This window comes from Bradyrhizobium sp. 27S5 (genome assembly GCF_037217225.1).
In the GTDB taxonomy this organism is placed as follows: domain Bacteria; phylum Pseudomonadota; class Alphaproteobacteria; order Rhizobiales; family Xanthobacteraceae; genus Bradyrhizobium; species Bradyrhizobium septentrionale.
On record NZ_CP147715.1, the window covers coordinates 79,863 to 95,744 of the forward strand.

The window sequence follows — 15,882 nt, forward strand, 5'->3', positions numbered from 1 at the left end:
GAGATTTGGACGATGCCCGAATGGCAGACAGCCGACTCTTTTTCCTTCGGGATCATTTCCGGAAAAGCAGCAGCTGAAATCCTCGCTGATGTGCTGCCCGATACCGTGGCGATTGTGCGAGAGGCCTATCTGGCGCAGGCCGAGGGCCGGGCCCACAATCCGCGAAGTCATTTCTTGCGCTTCGACGACAGGCCGACGGATCGCATCATCGCGCTTGCCGCGGATCTTGGGGATGAATCCGCGGTGGCCGGATTGAAATGGATATCAAGCTGGCCCGAAAACGTGGCCGCGGGAATCCCCCGCGCCTCCGCCGTGCTGATATTGAATCGCCGGGATACCGGATATCCCTTCGCTGTCCTCGAAGCGTCGCTGATAAGCGCGGTCAGAACGGCTGCCTCGGCGGTGCTGGCGGCGGAGTCGCTGATTTCCGCGGTCAGACCTTTGAGCGAACGTGCCCGCGACTTGCGCATCGGCTTCATCGGATGCGGGATCATTGCCCGAAACATCTACGATATGTTTCGCGCGCGGAGATGGAAATTTCGAGAAGTCGCGGCTTACGACACCGATGACGGAAGCGCGTCCGCCTTTCTGGAGCATGTCGAACCCGGTGCCGCCACGTTGCTGGCAAGGACACAGCATGAGCTGATCGCCGGCTCCGATATGGTTGTTTTCGCCACCACGGCTGCAAGGCCTCACGTGTTCGACCTGAAAGCGTTCGAACACAATCCTTTGATCCTGCACATATCGTTGCGTGACCTTTCGGAGCAGATCATCCTCGCATCGAACAATATCGTCGACGATGTGGATCACTGCCTTCAAGCCGACACCTCACCCCATTTGGCGGAGAAATTGACCGGAGGCCGCGCTTTCATAACTGGGACCATCACCGATGCAATGAGCGGAACGGTGACGATCGATCCCGGCCGTCCGACGGTCTTCTCTCCGTTCGGCATGGGAATCCTCGATCTGGCAGTCGGACGATTTATTTACCAGGAGGCACGCCGGCGCAATCTTGTCGTGGACATAGACGATTTCTTCCACGAGAAGCATCGGTGGTGACGCGGCGGTCGGGTCGCGCCAAGAAGTTGTTAGCTTGGCTCCGTACCTCTTACCTGAAGGGCCGGCCGTTGTAGTTGCCGCCCACGAGGGGAATTGTCCTGCGCGCCGCCGTGAGATTGCTGACGCCGCCGCCGTTGACGGAACTCCAGGCATTCAGCGATTTGAAGGTGGTGACCATGTCATAGTCGAACGCCGCGGTGCCCGAGTCGGCAGACTCCGTGCCTGGACGGCTCTGGAACCAGTGCATCCAGGCCGGCACTTTGTCAGGGCCACCTTGCGTGGACCCGGGCGGCCACATCACCAAAAAGTCCGAATTTGCGAAACCTTGGGGAGGAAAGGCTTGCGGGTCCGTAGCGGTCGGCAGCAGGAACGATTTCATCGGCCATTCAGCGACGCTGTGGCAGCTCATGCATGATGACGAGGGTAGATTCGGCGACACCACCGGAACCGCGGCATCAATCACCGCGTCATTCACCGCACCATCATTGGGACCTGACAGGCGACCGCCCCAGCCGAGCGTCATCTTCGAATAAGCGGGCGCCTGGGGATTGATCCATGTTTGCGTCAGCGGTTCCTTCGAGGTTGCACTGTTGATTTGCGGGTCGTTGCCCCAAATGGCCCCAAGCGGCACCATCTTGTCCCAGAAATCGCTTCCAGGCGCATCCTTGTCGTAGACCAGCGTCGTGAATACCCATCCGGTCGCGGGTGCGGATTTGGGGTCCTTGACGATGATGTCGAACTGAAAGAACGAGGCCTGATCCATTTCCGGTTTGGGGGAGGGGTCCGTGTGCTTGGTCGCATTGGTCGAAACGTAAACCGTCCATTGCTGCGCCCCCTGCATCACCGGCCAGACGTCCGCATTGGCGGAACTGAAAGCGGCCTTGACGATGACCGCTCCATCCGCGAACTGCGCGGCTGCAGTCGTGATCTTCGGGTTGGTCGCGGTCTTGTCCCATATGTTGTAAAGGGCGTTGCCGGCGCGCTTGTCGTAGAAAGTCAGCACGTAAGTTGTGAACGGCTTGGTCAGACCCGATCCGTTGAAAAGCTCCGCCGGAAACGGCGAACTCCCAACGTAGACGCCGTGCGTCGCCTCGCGCAGATATCCGGTCCACGGTTCACTGTACCAGCCGAGTTTTTCCGCGTTCCATTTGGGGGAGTCAGTTAGCATCAAGCGCATGTCAGCCGCGACATAGTCCTTCAATGCCGCCGTGTAGGCGCCGGCGTTCGAAACTGTGATCGGGCCATTGCCAATCGCCTTTCGCCACGGCAGCTCGCCGGGCGGAGCCACCGTTGCCGGATAATCATGGCTGAGCTTGAACAGTGGGCCGTGATAGTTCGGCGGTATCAGCCCGTTACTGTCCGCAAACGGTGTCGGCGTCGGTGCCGACAATACGCCGAGGCTCGAGAAGGGCGCTCGCGTCTGGGCGTGGCCCGCCGCCGTTGCCGCTACCAGCAGGGTGATACCCGCCAATGCCTTGTAAACGATGCGCTGCCGATTCATTCGCGCGATCCTCTCGTCAACCTAAGAGCGTATTCTACTCATGTTAAACGCGAAGTGCAACCGGTCGCCCGAAAAGGAAAGCGAGGCCCGATAAAATCTCGCACAATTAGTTGATCGTGCGTGACGCATTCCGGCGAATCCATCGTCTGCATCTGCACGTCGCACCAGCCGCTACGCCATTTGCCGCTGCAAACGAGTAGCGTTTCATTGTCGCGAACAACGGCGCGGCCAAACGCAAGGCGAAAAAAGTTATCATTGCTATTTCAAGTTGACTTGAAATACACTCCGCGGGCGCGGTTACCTTGACGCTGTCTCTCGCAACCGCGCCAGCACACGCTACGACCCTGTCGGGGACCGCGGCCATGGCGCGCGTCTATATGTTCAATCCGCTGGTAAGCTCCCGCTACGGCCCGAGCCAGTCCGTCATTGTCAATTCTGACGGCGCCGCGCCCTACAACATCAAGAACACTTCGGCGCAGATAGATTACATTCCGTACTCGACGTCCGGCGCGCGGGGTGTTGCGTGGGACAAGCGCGAAGCCTTCCTCGGCCGCTCGGGCGCGGCCGGTTCTGTCTCTCGTACGACGACGGTCAATTCCGAGAACTGCTTATCCACGCGCCCGGAGCGGCCTCTGCCGCGCGGCGTGAACCGCTTCATCTTCAGTCCGTGGCCGACGTAAGCTTGGGCGACCACCAGGCAGTCTACATCAAGATCGCGATTGTTCTCTGCGTTCGCTATGGCCGATTGGAGACATTTTTTCACGTCGACTGCGACACGTTTACGCGTGAAGTCGAGGTGCGACAGGGCGGTGGCGGCGGATTTTCCGCGGATCAGCGCGGCGACGAGATTCAACTTCTGAGGCGAGACCCGCAACATTCTGGCGATCGCCCGGGCCTCGTTCGTGGCAACCGACTTTTGCTTCGCGCGCCGGCGTTTGCGACGGACGTGGTGCGACTCCGCCGGTCGGAACGCGTGCCGCTCTCCGTGACGTTCTTCGACGCGCGCGTCCATCAGGCCGCCATGTCCAGAAGATGATCGCCGAACGTGAAGCGGTAACAAAGCGCTCTGACCGTCTCCTCGTCGGAGACGCAGACGCTCTGTTTGGCGAGATCGTACGCCTTGATCGGATCTTCACCGGAGAGGTACGCCGCGTAGAACGCGCCGGCGAATTTCTCCGCCAGGTCGCTGTGCAATATCATGTCGACGAAGATGCTGCACCCAAGCCGTACCGCGAACGCCGCGGCCACTCCGCCCTGCAGCAGCAAGGTGCTCTTCCCCAATGAGCACAGATTGAAGAAGCCGAGCTCCATCGCCGCTCTGCTCGATCCCACGCTCGCCAGGACGTCGCCGAGTTCGAGCTCCTCGTCGCACACGTCGTTGGCGACGAGGATCGTGGCGCTCCAATCCGGGCCAGGTTGTCCGGTGATGGATCGCGGCGGCGGACTGAGATGGCTCGCTACGTGAACGACGCTCGGATCGGAACTCGCCCATAACGCGTCGAACTCGGTCTGGCAGTGCATCACGCGCGTAGTCATGTCCTTGGGGAAGCGTTGCAGGGCGGTGCCGGTCCTATTCGCGTGGCTTTCGATCTGGCTCATCTCGGCGACCATCGGCACGTCTTTGCCGTGGATCGCGAACAACTTGCGGATCGGCCATACCGGCGGAAGTCCGCCGCTCAGATTTACGCGCTGAAGCACCAGCTGTCGGGCTCCGAGAAAGTCGGAGACGTTTGCGGAAGCCCCGGGCTTGGAGAGGTAGAGGAAATTCCAGGGCGCATGCGCGTATTCTGAATCCACGACTACCATGCCGCCCTTGGCGGACAGCCAGGCGAGGATTTCTGCCTTGAAGGTCGGATCCGGGCGACCGGTCGCGGCGTCCCACACCTTCCCGAACAACGAGTCCAGGAAGAGCCAACCGGAATTCGCGGCGCCGCGGAGCTCGTCGTTCGCGTTGCCCATGCCCGCCATGTATCGCTCGATCTTGACCCGGATCGCGTCGGCATACGACTGGAGCGTCTGGTTGACGTCCCGGCTCTCGAACGTGAACGTGCGCTTGGTGTCCTCGTGCGTGACCCTTCCAGTGATGTGTCCGATGGTGGGTCGTTGCAGGGAGATCGTAACAAGGGGAAGAGGCATGAAACGCGTCTGCTGGCAAAAAAGGGAGGGTGCAATCTTTGGTAAGCATTACCCAAACATCGTGGCATATCAACCGGAAAACGGACTTGCGCCGTTCGACCAACGGACCAGTCGCCGTTCGGCGTAGATTGCGGCGATGCAGCTAAGACCGGTCCCGTGCAACGACGTTGTACGTTCGCCACTGCCGAGTACGGTTGGTACGAACGCGAGCACGCCACTATGCCTCTGGCCGCGGCCAGCGATCTGTTCGCTCTCTTCGGTCATCGGAGCTTGCCTGGTCGCAATCGATGCGCGAAGCGGCGCTGCAGCGACGACGCGACGGTCCTGAGCATCTGCATCGGCTGTAATACGCAACGTCGACTGTGAAATTGGCTCACGCGTGAGCACGTGCGCCCGATCGACGCCGGGCTCGGCCTCATGGACGAGCCCGGCTGCGGACCGATCTCGCTCCGCTACGGGGTGCGCGCTGCTGGCCGCTGCCGGTGGCAGCCTCGCACTCAATGGCGGCATGACGCTCTTGTGACGCTGTCGAAGCGCAGTGCTTGCCATCGGCCGCAATGTGCCCAATCTTTAGTTGTCCACTGCGCGGATGGCCGTTGTGCGTTGCGTCTGACTCCAAAGGAGTCTATATTGTGTGTGATCGGCTGGGCGGGGCACCCATATGACGTTGCGCGATCCGGGATATGCCGAAGATATATCCATACCTCGACGAGGTCGGCGCCGATCGTTTCAGGAAATACGCTGCAAAATGCGGCCTTTCCGCCTCCAGTCTGACGCGAATGCTGCTTGTCCGCCGATTGGCCAGGCCGTCGCAGGAACCGCTAATCCTTCCGAAATCGACGGAAAATCGAGGCAGGATCGTCGTCACGCTGGACGAGCCGCTGCTCCAGGCCGTGGAGTTGTACGCCGCAGGGTTCGGCGGTACGGCGCCCCACATCGCCGCCTTGGAAATTTTGACGGAAATCGAGCGGCGAACTTTGGAACACTTCTTGCTGAACGGGTAACGCTAACCCGCAGGTTTTTCCCCTTCCGGACGTGAAAAATGGCAAAATCCGAGCTTTCCGCCGTAAGAACCGTATCGAGCTTGGCAAGTTGTTTTTGTAGATCATTTCACGGATTTCGTGCGGTATGAGTTTTTCACCAACGAGATCGGGTCGCATCGGATCGCGGGCGCTCCGCACTCACGATGGTCGGCATACCTGGATTTTGGCCGGGGTCGGCGACGCACCGAAGCGTGCCCCGATCGAACTATCGCCGACGACGATTTTCATCCGCGCGTTCGACGGACTCGAAGTCGAACTTGCCGGCGAAGTGCTTCTGACCAGTCCCCGTCGGTCGGTCTCTGCACCCACGGCTCGGAGTGCGGCATTCCACAACAAAAGTGCCTTGACCGGACCCAGGGCCGGATGGCGAGCAGCCGGTGGTGCGACCGCCGAGTCTCCGGATGGAAGGTATGTCGCCGAATTGATGGAGTTGTTCGCCATCGATCGGGAAATTGCGCCGGACTGGTTGATGACCGCGATCGGGAATGCGCTTGTCGGTTTCCGAGAAGACAAGACGCTGCGAACTTTCTATGCGGCACTGCTGGCTCAAGGCGTGGCGACTTCAGCTACAGCGGGTCAGTGGGGGACCTGTGATTTCGACGAGTGGCGGTATCGCGGCCAAGCCCGTCTGATGGATCGTTACGTGACGAAGCTGTTCGCGATCAAATGCACCGCGCGCGCGGCAGCGAGAAGCGCCGAGTTGGCCGCTCCGTCCAATCTGGCCGATATGTGCCAGACGGTGATACCGAGCGCGTACTTCGTGTGCGTCCGCAACAGCAGCGTCCAGAAGAGCGGGGACGGGTTGGACGTCGATGTCGAGGTCGAGGCCGGCCACGTTCCGCCTGCCGACTGGATCCCGAAGGATATGCGCAGTACCGCGCGGTTCGAGATTGAGCCTCCGGGGGGATCGAGCCCGTCCACTCTCGTCGTTCCCTCCGGCCAACGTAGCAGCACTCAAAAGCTTCACTTCAATACCCGCGTCAATAAAGGGCAGGCACACATAACTGTCCTGGACGAGCACAAGCGCCGGTACGATCTGCCGATCGATCTTGCCTGAAGGCATGCAGTGTCGCGGCTGCCGCGGAAGACCTCCGGGCGCTCACCGCGCTGGGTACGTGAGCGCGAGCTTAAACCTTCCAACGATGCGACAGTGGCGCGGCCAAGTAGGTGCAACAGCGCAAGTATCTCGACGTATCATATGCTGGCGCCGACACTACTGCGGCACGTCTGCCGGTGCGTCCACGTCTGCATACGGCCACTGGCGACCGCCATTGGGCTATGAACCGACTTCTCCAGAATCTTCTAAGGTCGTATCCCATCCCAACGCATCCGGATGATCGACATCGTCGCTCCTTAGGCCGTAGCGTTCGATCAGCAAGGTCTTGACGGCCTTCTCGTCTATCTTTGCGTAGTGCACATCGAGATTCCACGACCGCAGATAGGCGACCTGAAACGCCCGACGGTGCCCAAGCAACAGGCCTTCGGGAATCAGGTCGGGGTCGATCGCGGTGTCGGGCGTTTCCACGAACTCGAGCGCAGAGCGGAGTTTTTCCATCGCTTCTGCTTCCGATGCGTCGTCGTCCGTCAAGGGATGTCGGAGGTTGATGGCGGCATTGGCGATGATCGACAGGATTTCCCAATCCTTCAATCCTTCGGCGCGCCATCCCATCAGGAGCTTGCGCCGCTCGGGATGAGCCATGAGCCGGCGGGCAGTGAATCCGCTGCAGGCGGCGCCCTTCTTGTACCTGATCTCGATGCGTTGCAGTGCTTCCGCTCGCAAATATCCCGGTCCGGGACCGGTTTTGGCGGAGAGCTGCGGATGGCTGCGGCAGTTGAACTCGTGGTCTGCCAGTAGAGGTCGGCTCGCCTGTCGTCCATCCGTGTCGAAGTTCGCATCGTCCACCCATTCGCGGTGGAGCTCGCGATAGGGGAGCGCGACGTGGATCTTGCCCGCGACGTCGGGGAAGGACTCCTTCATGATGGCTTCTAGTCGATCGGCCCGGAGGACCGAAAGCAGCTCCAGCATTCGGGCGATCGGCGCAAGCGTCTCGGATGACCAGCGAGCCAAGTCTTTTCCGTGCGACTCTCGGCGGATTGCAAGCTCGAGCGTCATGACGCCGTCGCCGGTCTTGCTTTCGTCGACCGTGATGCGAGGCTTCTCGGAAAGCGAGACGTTCAGATGTGCGCGCATCGGCAACAGACAGAAGTCGTGGGCTGCCAATGAGACGAGGGCCATCTGCAGGCTCGCGGCGAATTCTTCCGCCACGGCGACCGTCCGGACATCGTTGATGAAGCCGATGGTCCAATGGATTCCGAGGGCGCGCCAACCGATGGTGCGCGCGCCTCCCAGGTCGCCGAACGGCCGATCCAGGAAGCTTTGCTCCATCGTGCTCCAGGCTTCGTCCCACGTGCCTTTTGTCCAGAATCCATCGGGATCGAGCGACGCCCGAACGACGGACTCCCGAAACGGAGCGGGCCAGATCGACAGCGCGCGATCGACGACGGCGAGCTGCGAGGGGCCCGACCTGGCGGCGAAGCCGCGAAGTGCCGCCGCTTGGCCGAGCTGCTTTTCGATCTCCGGATGCTTGTTCTGGTCGAGTGGATCCGGATTCTGTTCGAAGTGTGCGAGCATCGCGAGCAGCAGAAGGTGCAGATAGGACACGGAATTCCCGGCGCCGTCCTCGGCGTCCGCCGCGAGAAAAAGCATCATCGGCGCGGTGGAGGCGACCTCGAGGTATTCGGACGTGCGGGCGAGGTGGGCTGCGGCGAAAGCCACGTACTTCGCCGCATAGGCCGCGCCGAGTTCGAGGTACGAATTCGCGAGCATGAAGCTCGCCTGCTGAAACCGCACCATCGAGTCCCCGGTGAACCACCGGACCTGGATGCGATGCAGATCGCGCACGGCACGCAGCAGGTCGTCGGCCTTGTAGAACTCGAGGGCGCGCTCATACGTGCTTTCGGCCGCGACCACCAGCCCCTGTCGCTTGGCGAGGAGTTCGTCCACCCGTTCGGCGAATTTCTCGAACCTGGGGTGGTGCCCCAATCCCCCGGTCATCTTGGCGAGATGGCTTGCGAACTCGGCTATCGGGAACAGCGGCGTCTCTTCGGCATCCTCCAGCATCCGATCCCAATCGTCGAACGCTTGATCGACCGGGGGCTCCGCTCCCGTGGCGTCAGGAAGCAGCTTGAGGTAGCCGCGCGTGTCGAGCAGACCGCTGCGTCGTCCAGGCCCGGTCGTAGCCTCAATCTCCCGATCGAGGAGAGAGAGCAGGTTTGCCCGCCAAGTCAGGAGCTCGCCGGGATCCATGTCGAGTTGTTTCAAAAGCGAGCCACCGAATGCGTAGGTCTGCAGGACGGCCGCGTCCTTCAGATCCGCGACAGCAAGCCAGTCACCGAGATCGGCGAAATAATCCCTCAGCCTGTCGGCCTGGCTCGTCATTTCTCCTTTTCCGCGCAGGTGCGCGACGGCAATCTCGTAGATGGCGGAGCGTTGCAGGTGTCTTGGAGCTGGATGCTCGAGGAACCGTTCCATCAGTTGGATCCACAGGAGAAGGTTCGGTCGCGCCTCCTCGCGGAACGTCGCTCGACGCAGACCGAACTTGATCTCGGAGAAATCGGCGGCGCTCACGGTCAGCGGTGAGCGGGAGCTCCATCGCTGCAGCAGTGCTCCGTACCAACCACCCTCGTCGATCGCCGCAGGAACGATCTCGGCCGGAATGTGCAGAAATTCCTGTGCGATCCAGAATACGTCGCGTTCCGACAGCATCTCGGCGATAGCCGTCCCATCGAAGATCTCGAGGCTCACGCGGTAGGTTTCGGTGGCCCATTTCTGCAGCGCATGGCGTTTGCCAACCGGTAGATTTTGCCCGAAGAAACAGATTGCTTCGTCGCCGTAGCCACGTCGGCGCGGATCTTCTTTTCGATCCGCTTTTCCAGTGAGCAACAAAAGACGGCCTTTCCGTCCGACACTTTGCGGTCGAAGAGTCCGACCTCGTATCCGGCGCTGTACGTCTCGAAGTCGCGGCCCTGGTCTCCGCCGGCCCCGACCGGTCCGGTCGCAGGAATGATGTTGCGATAGATCCGTGCCCGCGCGAGATGTCGGCAAAGGCTTTCGAACTCGTGATGGCCGTTGCGGGCGGAAAGTTCACCGAGATGGAAGCGGATCACGCTGATCAGCTTGACGGGCGTCAGCCGGCTTGGTGAGGCAGGGGCCGGAATCATCTTTTTTCATCTTTCGTCGTAGAGCCGATCCTCACCATCGATGGCGGCTGATCGCATCGTCATTCCCAGGCGATATCGAACCTGTTCGAATCGAACATTTCAAAACAATTTCGACTAATAAGAGAATGAAGCACTCGTCGCAATCTTGAGGGGCGTGAATTCGATCAACGGCGGTCAATCGATTGAGAGCGTTTGCATCTCTGGATGCAACGAGGTTGCTGTCGCCGGACAACGGGGACACCTTGTCGCACCGACCCGGCGCCGACGAAGGCTGTTCGGCTCGGCGCAGCGCGCTTCCCGCGCTGACCGCGAGACCGCCTGCAACGGGGGCGCGATCCTCGCCCCGGCCCTTGCCGGCGGAGCCGCCTTGTCTCAGACCGCCTCGATGACGACGAATGCGGCGGCAAGCCCGTCGCGGCACGTGATGCTCAGATGGGTTTTGGGACCGCGACCACCCGTCAACCTGCGGGCACGCCGGAGCGCGCCTCCGGTCAGGTGAAGGTAAGAGCACCCAGCCTCGACGTGGACCTCGATGTCGGTCCACCGAACGCGTTCGGTGATCCCGGTTCCCAGCGCCTTGCTGCAGGCTTCCTTTGCGACGAAGCAGGTCGCGAAGACCACGGCCGGTTCCCGAGCGGCCGACGCGCGCGATTGTTCCGCTGTCGTAAAAAGCCTGTTTATCATGGACTTACCGCGATCGGCGATCGCGTCCGCGACCCTCTCCTGCTCGCAAAGATCGCTCCCGATTCCGACTATCACCGCCACCTCTAGAAAAATCAGACAGAATATGTTTGATTTTCGGACATTCGTTGTTATTATGTATCGGCAAGGAGGCCAACATGGCAACGTTAACCGCTCCCGCAATCTCCAAGGTCATTCCAGCCTATCCCGCCACCGAAATCGCGGCCGTGCTCCAGGAGGAACTGGTGCGGGCGGTCCGGCGCAGGTATCGGCGGAAGGGCCTGCCTCTGCCGAAGGACGAGGAGGCCTTGATCATCATGTCGATCGAGCTGGACTCGCTGACGGTGGTCGAACTGATCGCGGTTCTCGACGACCTTCTACCCTTCAAGGTGACCGAGTCGGTGGTCAAGGCCGGAGGGTACGGGTCCATCTCCGCTGCGGTGAAGCACGTGGTCGGCAGGGTGGAGAAGAAGTGGGACAAGCACCATGCCGGAGTGAAGGCATGAGCTCCGAGCCGCGCGATAGCGAAGCCCAGCGGCGGCGCCTCGGCGACAAGCTACGCAAGGCGCGCGAGTACGTCGGCTTTTCCCAGGATGAGGTCGCGAGCTTCCTCAACGTGCCGCGCACGGCGGTCACCAACATGGAGAGCGGCCAGCGCAAGGTGGACGTGCTCGAACTGAAGCGGCTCGCCGATCTGTATAGGCAGCCTGTCGCACATTTCACGGGCGACGAGGAGGACGCGGGCGCAGCGTTTTCGCCCGACGTGACGCACCTGGCTCGACAGGCCGCCAAGCTCTCGCCGAAGGACCGGGAAGAGCTCGGCCGGTTTGCCGATTTCCTCAAGATGCGATCGGGAAAGAGCGAATAGATGCCCGATTATGCCTCGTCGATCCGCAAGGCCGCGCTGGAAGCGGGACGGCTGCACCGCGATCTGGCGGTGCAGGCGAGCGTCGTACGGGGTGCCGGTCGCGTCGACGTGTTCGGCTCGATAGTGCGACTGGACGTGCCGTTGTTGTTTACGAAGCTCGACGGGTTGCTCGGGGTCTATCTCCGCGAGCCTTCACCGGGGATCCTGATAACGACGCAGCGCCCGAGAAATCAGCAGCGTTTCACTGCCGCACACGAACTCGGCCATCACTATCTCGGGCATGCACCGAGCCTGGACGACGACGACATGCTGAGGCGTGCGCCGTTTCAGGCACGAAAGGGCGATGATCTGCAGGAAGTGGAGGCCGAGGCCTTCGCTGCCGCCTATCTCCTGCCTCGCTGGCTCGTGGACTACCATTGCGAACGGCAGGACTGGACCGACGACGACCTGGCCGATCCGGTCAACGTCTACCAATTGGCGCTGCGCGTCGGAACGAGCTACCAGGCCACGGTGTGGACGTTGCACCAGTACGACGTGTTCGATCGCAAGGCGGCCTCGGCCTTGGCCGGAGTGCAGGTCAAGAAGATCAAGCAGAAGATTCTGCGGGGGTACGAGCCCGAGAACTATCGCGGCGACGTGTGGCTGCTCACCGATCGGGACGCCGACATGCGGATCGAGGGCGGCCCGCAGGATTTGCTCGTCGTCAGGCTGCCCGAGCATAGCGGCTCGGGTTATCTGTGGCGCGTGCAGACAATCGACGGCGAGGCGTTGGCGGTGGTCGCCGATGGACGCGAGGCCCTGGACGCCGATGGCGTCGGCGGACCAACGTTGCGGCAGATCACGGCGGCGGCACGGGATCGGAAATCGGGCGAGCTTCGACTTGCCGAAATGCGCCCTTGGCAGCCGACGAAGCCGTTGAACGTGTTCAAGGTCAGCTACAGCCTGGAAGGTGCGGAAGCTCAGGGTTGGTTCAAGGATCAGCGCCAGCAGCACCGTGAAAGACTTGAGGCTGCTTGATGGCGAAGATCGTCGTTGTCAAGGATTTGAGGTCCAGCTTCGGGCCGGTTCGCGATCAAGGGCAGCGCCCGACGTGCCTCGCGTTTGCCGTAAGCGATGCCCATGCGGCGCTTCGGAAGCCGTGGAAACCGCTGTCCTGCGAATTCGTCTTCTATCACGCGCAGCGTCGAGCGGGACGAGAGCCGACGAGGCCGGCGCTATTGAGTTCGGTGCTGACCACGCTGCGGCTCGACGGCCAGCCGATCGAGACCGATTGGCCGTATCTCGACGATCTGCCGGCCGATCTGGGCGACTACGGCCCGCCATCCGGACTTTCGGTGTTCAGGCGCAACGGTGAAGCGAAGTCAGACAAACTGGGCGGGGTCGTCGCCCAGCTGGATGCCGGCTTGCCGGCGGTGGTCCTGCTGTTTCTTTCCGATGCGTTCTACGAGCCGGACCGCAATGGCGTGGTCCACGAGCGGCCCGGCGAGACGCCGGATCCGGCGCGGGCTCACGCGGTGATCGCCGTCGGTCATGCCCGCATCGGCGGCAAGCGCGCGATCTTGATCAGAAACAGTTGGGGCGACGAGTGGGGCATCGACGGCTACGGCTGGTTGTCCGAGGATTTTCTGGCGCCACGACTGAGGCGCACGGTGGTTTTGGAGGAGGAAGTGCATGTTCCTGGAAAGAATCTCGCGGCCTAGGTGCGTCGAAGCGTGGTTGGCGGCGTCGCAGGCTGTTGAGGCCAATGCCGGACACGAGGCCCACAACGTCTTGATCGACGTCGAAGACCCTGTGACGGAGAGCGATGCCGATCGGGAAGCTATCGAGTTGGTGGACGGGTTCCTGACAGAGAACACCGAGACCGGATTTCCGGTGCGGACCGTCGCCAACACCATCTTTCCGCAGTCGCTCTACGAGGACCACGGTGCGCCTGCGTTCTACGACATCTATCTCAAGAAGGTGTTCCCGCGACTGAAGCGATCGCCGCAGGATTGGGGCCGATACTTCGAGCGCATGATCGCCTATCCGGTGGTCGACGACGTCGACAACCTGCTCGAGCGGTTGATCCTGAAGATGAAGCGCAACGTGGACGGCGGCCGGCCGTTCCGCAACATCTACGAGCTGCCCATCTACAATCCGGTTAAGGATGCTGAAGGCCGGCCTCGCGGAGGCCAATGTCTCAGCTACCTGAGCTTCAAGCTGGACGGCGAGCAGCGTCTTCTGCTCACCGCCGTGTATCGCAATCATTTTTATACCGAGAAGCTGCTCGGCAATCTCATCGGTCTTGGCCGCCTGATGCAGTACGTTGCCGAACGCGTCGGTGTTGCGGTCGGTTCGCTTTCGATCCTGTCGACGCATGCGCAGGTGGACAAAGGCAAGAGCACGACGCCTCGCGGGGAAGTGCACCGGCTCCATTCGGAATGCGCAGCGCTGCTCGCGGACGAACTGGAAGATGCTTGAAGTCAGAAAAGCTGGCCCGTGTGCTCTTCGGGCGACGGTGCCACGCCGTAGTGTGCGAAGACGCTCTCCAAAAATTCGGACTGACCGCCGTAGCTGGGATGCCGAACCTGTAGAGCCTGAATGTCGAGATCTGCCAGCGCGAGCTGCGCATCCCGGCCGATTGCCAGCACCGAGCGCGGACGCAGGTTCTCCAGCAACCACATGAGGAGCGGCCGACACGCTTCCCGCTCGGCGCGGCTGTGACATCGGTTTGTCATCGGGTCACCCTCCGCATGAGGATGGAGGGGAAAGACGTTCCAAAGGAAAACGGGTTTGCCGATCGTATCGAGCGCGTGCCAGATCACTCTCGCCGTGCGCTCCGCCATCGCGGGTCCCTTGGTCGATCGCTTGAGCTTGCGGCTGCCGAGGAGCTTCGCATGCGCCGCCAGGTGCATCTCGTCGGTGAGCGCGAGGCCGGTGCGTCGACCGCCGCGATAACCGAGATCTCGCGCGATCCAGACGGAATCTACGCCGTGTTTGAGAGCCGCATCGAGTACGATGGCGAGGTTGCGCCGCCTGATCGCCGGCGCGTCGGTCTCGTCGAAGTCGAGGCAGGCATCGGCGTACGGATTGAAGACCGAATCGAAACGCAGTCCGGCCAGCGTCTCGACGAACGATTCTTTAGTGGTAGGTGCTGTCGTCGCCGTCATTTCAGGGGCTCGAAAGTGATGGTTCGTTCATTCAGATCGATCGTCACCGCGCCGCCGCGATGTTGCCGCAGCTCTCTGAATATCCTGAACCCCTCGAGGATTGCACGTTCCCATTGCCAAAGCGGGCGGTTTTCCACTTCGTATCCACGGACGAGTTCACGGACGGCCTTGAGTAGGCCGTAGTCGAGGCTGTCGGCGTTCCGGAAATCCTTGTTGCGCACGCCGTGATTGAATATCCAGGTCGAGATGCCTTCCTCGATGATGCTGGCGCGCGCGCCGTCCTCGTTCTCGTCTACCTCTGGGTTGCTCTTTCGCTTGAGCTTCAACAGGCTTCGCAGCGTCGGCGACCAGCCGAGAACGGCAGCGAAGGCGAGATGGAAGACGTCGTGAAAACGGTAGTCGTCGGGCTCGAGGCGGTTGTCGGTGAGGTGGCTGCCGATGTTCACGCCGTTGAGCTGCTGTACGACGTAGTCCCGCCCGTCGACTTGCCTCTCGGTGAACACGAACGTGGCGCGTCGGGGAAGCTGTTCCTCCATCGGGTAGTTGGCGTCGAACAGGTTTCCCCAATCCGGCCGATCGGGCCAGCGTCCGAAGGCCTTCTCGACGTTTCGGCGCGCGGCCTCCTCGAGGCTGACCTCCGCGCCATCGGCGGCGACGAGCAGTGCCCGGAAGATCTCGACCAAATCGGCCGAAAGCACGTCGCGATTATTTCCTATGCGGCCCGTGCTCCAGTCTTCGAGCAGACGCCCGACACGGCCGGCGAGCGACAGCAAGCGAAGCTCGACGGAGTCCGTCGCGATCGGCCCCTCGAAGTCTCGCCCGGCTTGCTGCAGATCGGCGAAAGTCGTGGCGCCCGACCTGCCGGCGTAGTCCCAGTTGTCCAAAGACGCGGGCAGCCGCTGGGCGATCGCGGAAAGCGATATTTCGGCCCGCAACGCGGCGTTGGCGAAATACCAAAGCGTGTCGCCGAGTTCCTCCAGCACCTCGTCGTGATAGGCGACGAATGCATCCCTGTCCCTTTGCTTTTTCTTCAGGGCGCTGAGGAGCCCTCCGACCTCGCCGAATAGGCCGAGCAGCACGAATCCGATTCCTTCCGCCCCGGCTCTGGCGTTCCGGTCGGTCCGGGCGGTGAACTGCTGATATTCGTCGAGGCCGATCGGTTCGGCGTCGAACAGGGAATGCTGCGAGCGAAGCAGCGTCGTTCCATCGATCATACCGAGCGTC

General features: G+C 61.7%; 16 protein-coding genes. 8 read left to right on the forward strand and 8 right to left on the reverse strand.

The genetic code is table 11. The features are described 5' to 3' along the window. Window positions 1–12 precede the first annotated feature (12 nt). Window positions 13–1,059, forward strand: coding sequence for a 2,3-diaminopropionate biosynthesis protein SbnB (gene sbnB / locus WDM24_RS43280; protein WP_338832596.1), 1,047 nt, complete (start codon window positions 13–15; stop codon window positions 1,057–1,059). A 49-nt stretch (window positions 1,060–1,108) separates the two neighbouring features. On the opposite strand, the gene WDM24_RS43285 is transcribed toward sbnB, so the two are convergent. From WDM24_RS43285 to WDM24_RS43295, 3 genes are all read right to left on the reverse strand, one after another. Next, window positions 1,109–2,560 carry a hypothetical protein gene (locus tag WDM24_RS43285; protein WP_338832597.1) on the reverse strand — a complete coding sequence of 484 codons (1,452 nt, stop codon included), beginning with the start codon at window positions 2,558–2,560 and terminating at the stop codon, window positions 1,109–1,111. Window positions 2,561–3,044: 484 nt separating this feature from the next. Continuing rightward, on the reverse strand, window positions 3,045–3,437 hold the full coding sequence (gene rplV, locus WDM24_RS43290; protein WP_338832642.1) for a 50S ribosomal protein L22: 393 nt from the start codon (window positions 3,435–3,437) through the stop codon (window positions 3,045–3,047). A gap of 134 nt (window positions 3,438–3,571) precedes the next feature. Next, complete coding sequence (locus WDM24_RS43295; protein WP_338832598.1) at window positions 3,572–4,696, reverse strand: hypothetical protein; 1,125 nt, start codon at window positions 4,694–4,696, stop codon at window positions 3,572–3,574. 683 nt (window positions 4,697–5,379) lie between these two features. Here WDM24_RS43295 and WDM24_RS43300 point away from each other — a divergent pair. Together WDM24_RS43300 and WDM24_RS43305 are read left to right on the forward strand one after the other, a co-directional pair. Further along, window positions 5,380–5,700, forward strand: a complete 321-nt coding sequence (locus WDM24_RS43300) for a hypothetical protein (protein ID WP_338832599.1) — start codon at window positions 5,380–5,382, stop codon at window positions 5,698–5,700. A 202-nt stretch (window positions 5,701–5,902) separates the two neighbouring features. Next, entirely contained in the window at window positions 5,903–6,796 is an 894-nt protein-coding gene (locus WDM24_RS43305) for a hypothetical protein (protein WP_338832600.1), read from the forward strand. Window positions 6,797–7,015: 219 nt separating this feature from the next. On the opposite strand, the gene WDM24_RS43310 is transcribed toward WDM24_RS43305, so the two are convergent. The 3 genes from WDM24_RS43310 to acpS all read right to left on the reverse strand — a co-directional run bounded on the left by WDM24_RS43310 (window position 7,016) and on the right by acpS (window position 10,719). Further along, window positions 7,016–9,544: a hypothetical protein gene (locus tag WDM24_RS43310; protein ID WP_338832601.1), complete on the reverse strand. Its 2,529-nt coding sequence runs from the start codon at window positions 9,542–9,544 to the stop codon at window positions 7,016–7,018. Further along, a complete protein-coding gene (locus WDM24_RS43315) occupies window positions 9,541–9,960 on the reverse strand; it encodes a hypothetical protein (RefSeq protein ID WP_338832602.1) in 420 nt (139 codons plus the stop codon). The genes WDM24_RS43310 and WDM24_RS43315 overlap by 4 nt, the downstream gene beginning before the upstream one ends. Before the next feature lie 372 nt (window positions 9,961–10,332). After that, window positions 10,333–10,719: a holo-ACP synthase gene (acpS, locus tag WDM24_RS43320; protein ID WP_338832603.1), complete on the reverse strand. Its 387-nt coding sequence runs from the start codon at window positions 10,717–10,719 to the stop codon at window positions 10,333–10,335. Between the two features lie 80 nt (window positions 10,720–10,799). On the opposite strand from acpS, the gene WDM24_RS43325 reads away from it, so the two are divergent. Genes WDM24_RS43325 through WDM24_RS43345 form a run of 5 tightly spaced genes read left to right on the forward strand, consistent with a single transcriptional unit; the run spans window position 10,800 to window position 13,969 of the window. Further along, entirely contained in the window at window positions 10,800–11,147 is a 348-nt protein-coding gene (locus WDM24_RS43325) for a hypothetical protein (RefSeq protein ID WP_338832604.1), read from the forward strand. Next, on the forward strand, window positions 11,144–11,509 hold the full coding sequence (locus tag WDM24_RS43330) for a helix-turn-helix transcriptional regulator (RefSeq protein WP_338832605.1): 366 nt from the start codon (window positions 11,144–11,146) through the stop codon (window positions 11,507–11,509). The genes WDM24_RS43325 and WDM24_RS43330 overlap by 4 nt, the downstream gene beginning before the upstream one ends. Then, window positions 11,510–12,526, forward strand: coding sequence for an ImmA/IrrE family metallo-endopeptidase (locus tag WDM24_RS43335; RefSeq protein WP_338832606.1), 1,017 nt, complete (start codon window positions 11,510–11,512; stop codon window positions 12,524–12,526). Then, entirely contained in the window at window positions 12,526–13,209 is a 684-nt protein-coding gene (locus tag WDM24_RS43340) for a C1 family peptidase (RefSeq protein ID WP_338832607.1), read from the forward strand. The genes WDM24_RS43335 and WDM24_RS43340 overlap by 1 nt, the downstream gene beginning before the upstream one ends. After that, window positions 13,181–13,969, forward strand: a complete 789-nt coding sequence (locus WDM24_RS43345; protein ID WP_338832608.1) for a hypothetical protein — start codon at window positions 13,181–13,183, stop codon at window positions 13,967–13,969. Before WDM24_RS43340 ends, WDM24_RS43345 begins: the two co-directional genes overlap by 29 nt. A gap of 2 nt (window positions 13,970–13,971) precedes the next feature. Here WDM24_RS43345 and WDM24_RS43350 read toward each other — a convergent pair whose 3' ends face one another. Continuing rightward, window positions 13,972–14,658 (reverse strand): uracil-DNA glycosylase, encoded by a 687-nt coding sequence (locus tag WDM24_RS43350; RefSeq protein ID WP_338832609.1) that lies wholly within the window; start codon window positions 14,656–14,658, stop codon window positions 13,972–13,974. After that, a complete protein-coding gene (locus WDM24_RS43355; RefSeq protein ID WP_338832610.1) occupies window positions 14,655–15,872 on the reverse strand; it encodes a nucleoside triphosphate pyrophosphohydrolase family protein in 1,218 nt (405 codons plus the stop codon). Before WDM24_RS43355 ends, WDM24_RS43350 begins: the two co-directional genes overlap by 4 nt. Between the last annotated feature and the right edge of the window lie 10 nt (window positions 15,873–15,882).

What these genes read in the sequence shown, in the direction of transcription:
- WDM24_RS43350 (WP_338832609.1), bottom strand. Translation starts at nt 14,658, where the DNA reads ATGACGGCGACGACAGCACCTACCACTAAAGAATCGTTCGTCGAGACG.
- rplV (WP_338832642.1), bottom strand. Translation starts at nt 3,437, where the DNA reads ATGTTGCGGGTCTCGCCTCAGAAGTTGAATCTCGTCGCCGCGCTGATC.
- WDM24_RS43345 (WP_338832608.1), top strand. Translation starts at nt 13,181, where the DNA reads ATGTTCCTGGAAAGAATCTCGCGGCCTAGGTGCGTCGAAGCGTGGTTG.
- WDM24_RS43295 (WP_338832598.1), bottom strand. Translation starts at nt 4,696, where the DNA reads ATGCCTCTTCCCCTTGTTACGATCTCCCTGCAACGACCCACCATCGGA.
- WDM24_RS43315 (WP_338832602.1), bottom strand. Translation starts at nt 9,960, where the DNA reads ATGATTCCGGCCCCTGCCTCACCAAGCCGGCTGACGCCCGTCAAGCTG.
- WDM24_RS43325 (WP_338832604.1), top strand. Translation starts at nt 10,800, where the DNA reads ATGGCAACGTTAACCGCTCCCGCAATCTCCAAGGTCATTCCAGCCTAT.
- WDM24_RS43355 (WP_338832610.1), bottom strand. Translation starts at nt 15,872, where the DNA reads ATGATCGATGGAACGACGCTGCTTCGCTCGCAGCATTCCCTGTTCGAC.
- WDM24_RS43330 (WP_338832605.1), top strand. Translation starts at nt 11,144, where the DNA reads ATGAGCTCCGAGCCGCGCGATAGCGAAGCCCAGCGGCGGCGCCTCGGC.
- WDM24_RS43300 (WP_338832599.1), top strand. Translation starts at nt 5,380, where the DNA reads ATGCCGAAGATATATCCATACCTCGACGAGGTCGGCGCCGATCGTTTC.
- WDM24_RS43335 (WP_338832606.1), top strand. Translation starts at nt 11,510, where the DNA reads ATGCCCGATTATGCCTCGTCGATCCGCAAGGCCGCGCTGGAAGCGGGA.
- sbnB (WP_338832596.1), top strand. Translation starts at nt 13, where the DNA reads ATGCCCGAATGGCAGACAGCCGACTCTTTTTCCTTCGGGATCATTTCC.
- WDM24_RS43285 (WP_338832597.1), bottom strand. Translation starts at nt 2,560, where the DNA reads ATGAATCGGCAGCGCATCGTTTACAAGGCATTGGCGGGTATCACCCTG.
- WDM24_RS43340 (WP_338832607.1), top strand. Translation starts at nt 12,526, where the DNA reads ATGGCGAAGATCGTCGTTGTCAAGGATTTGAGGTCCAGCTTCGGGCCG.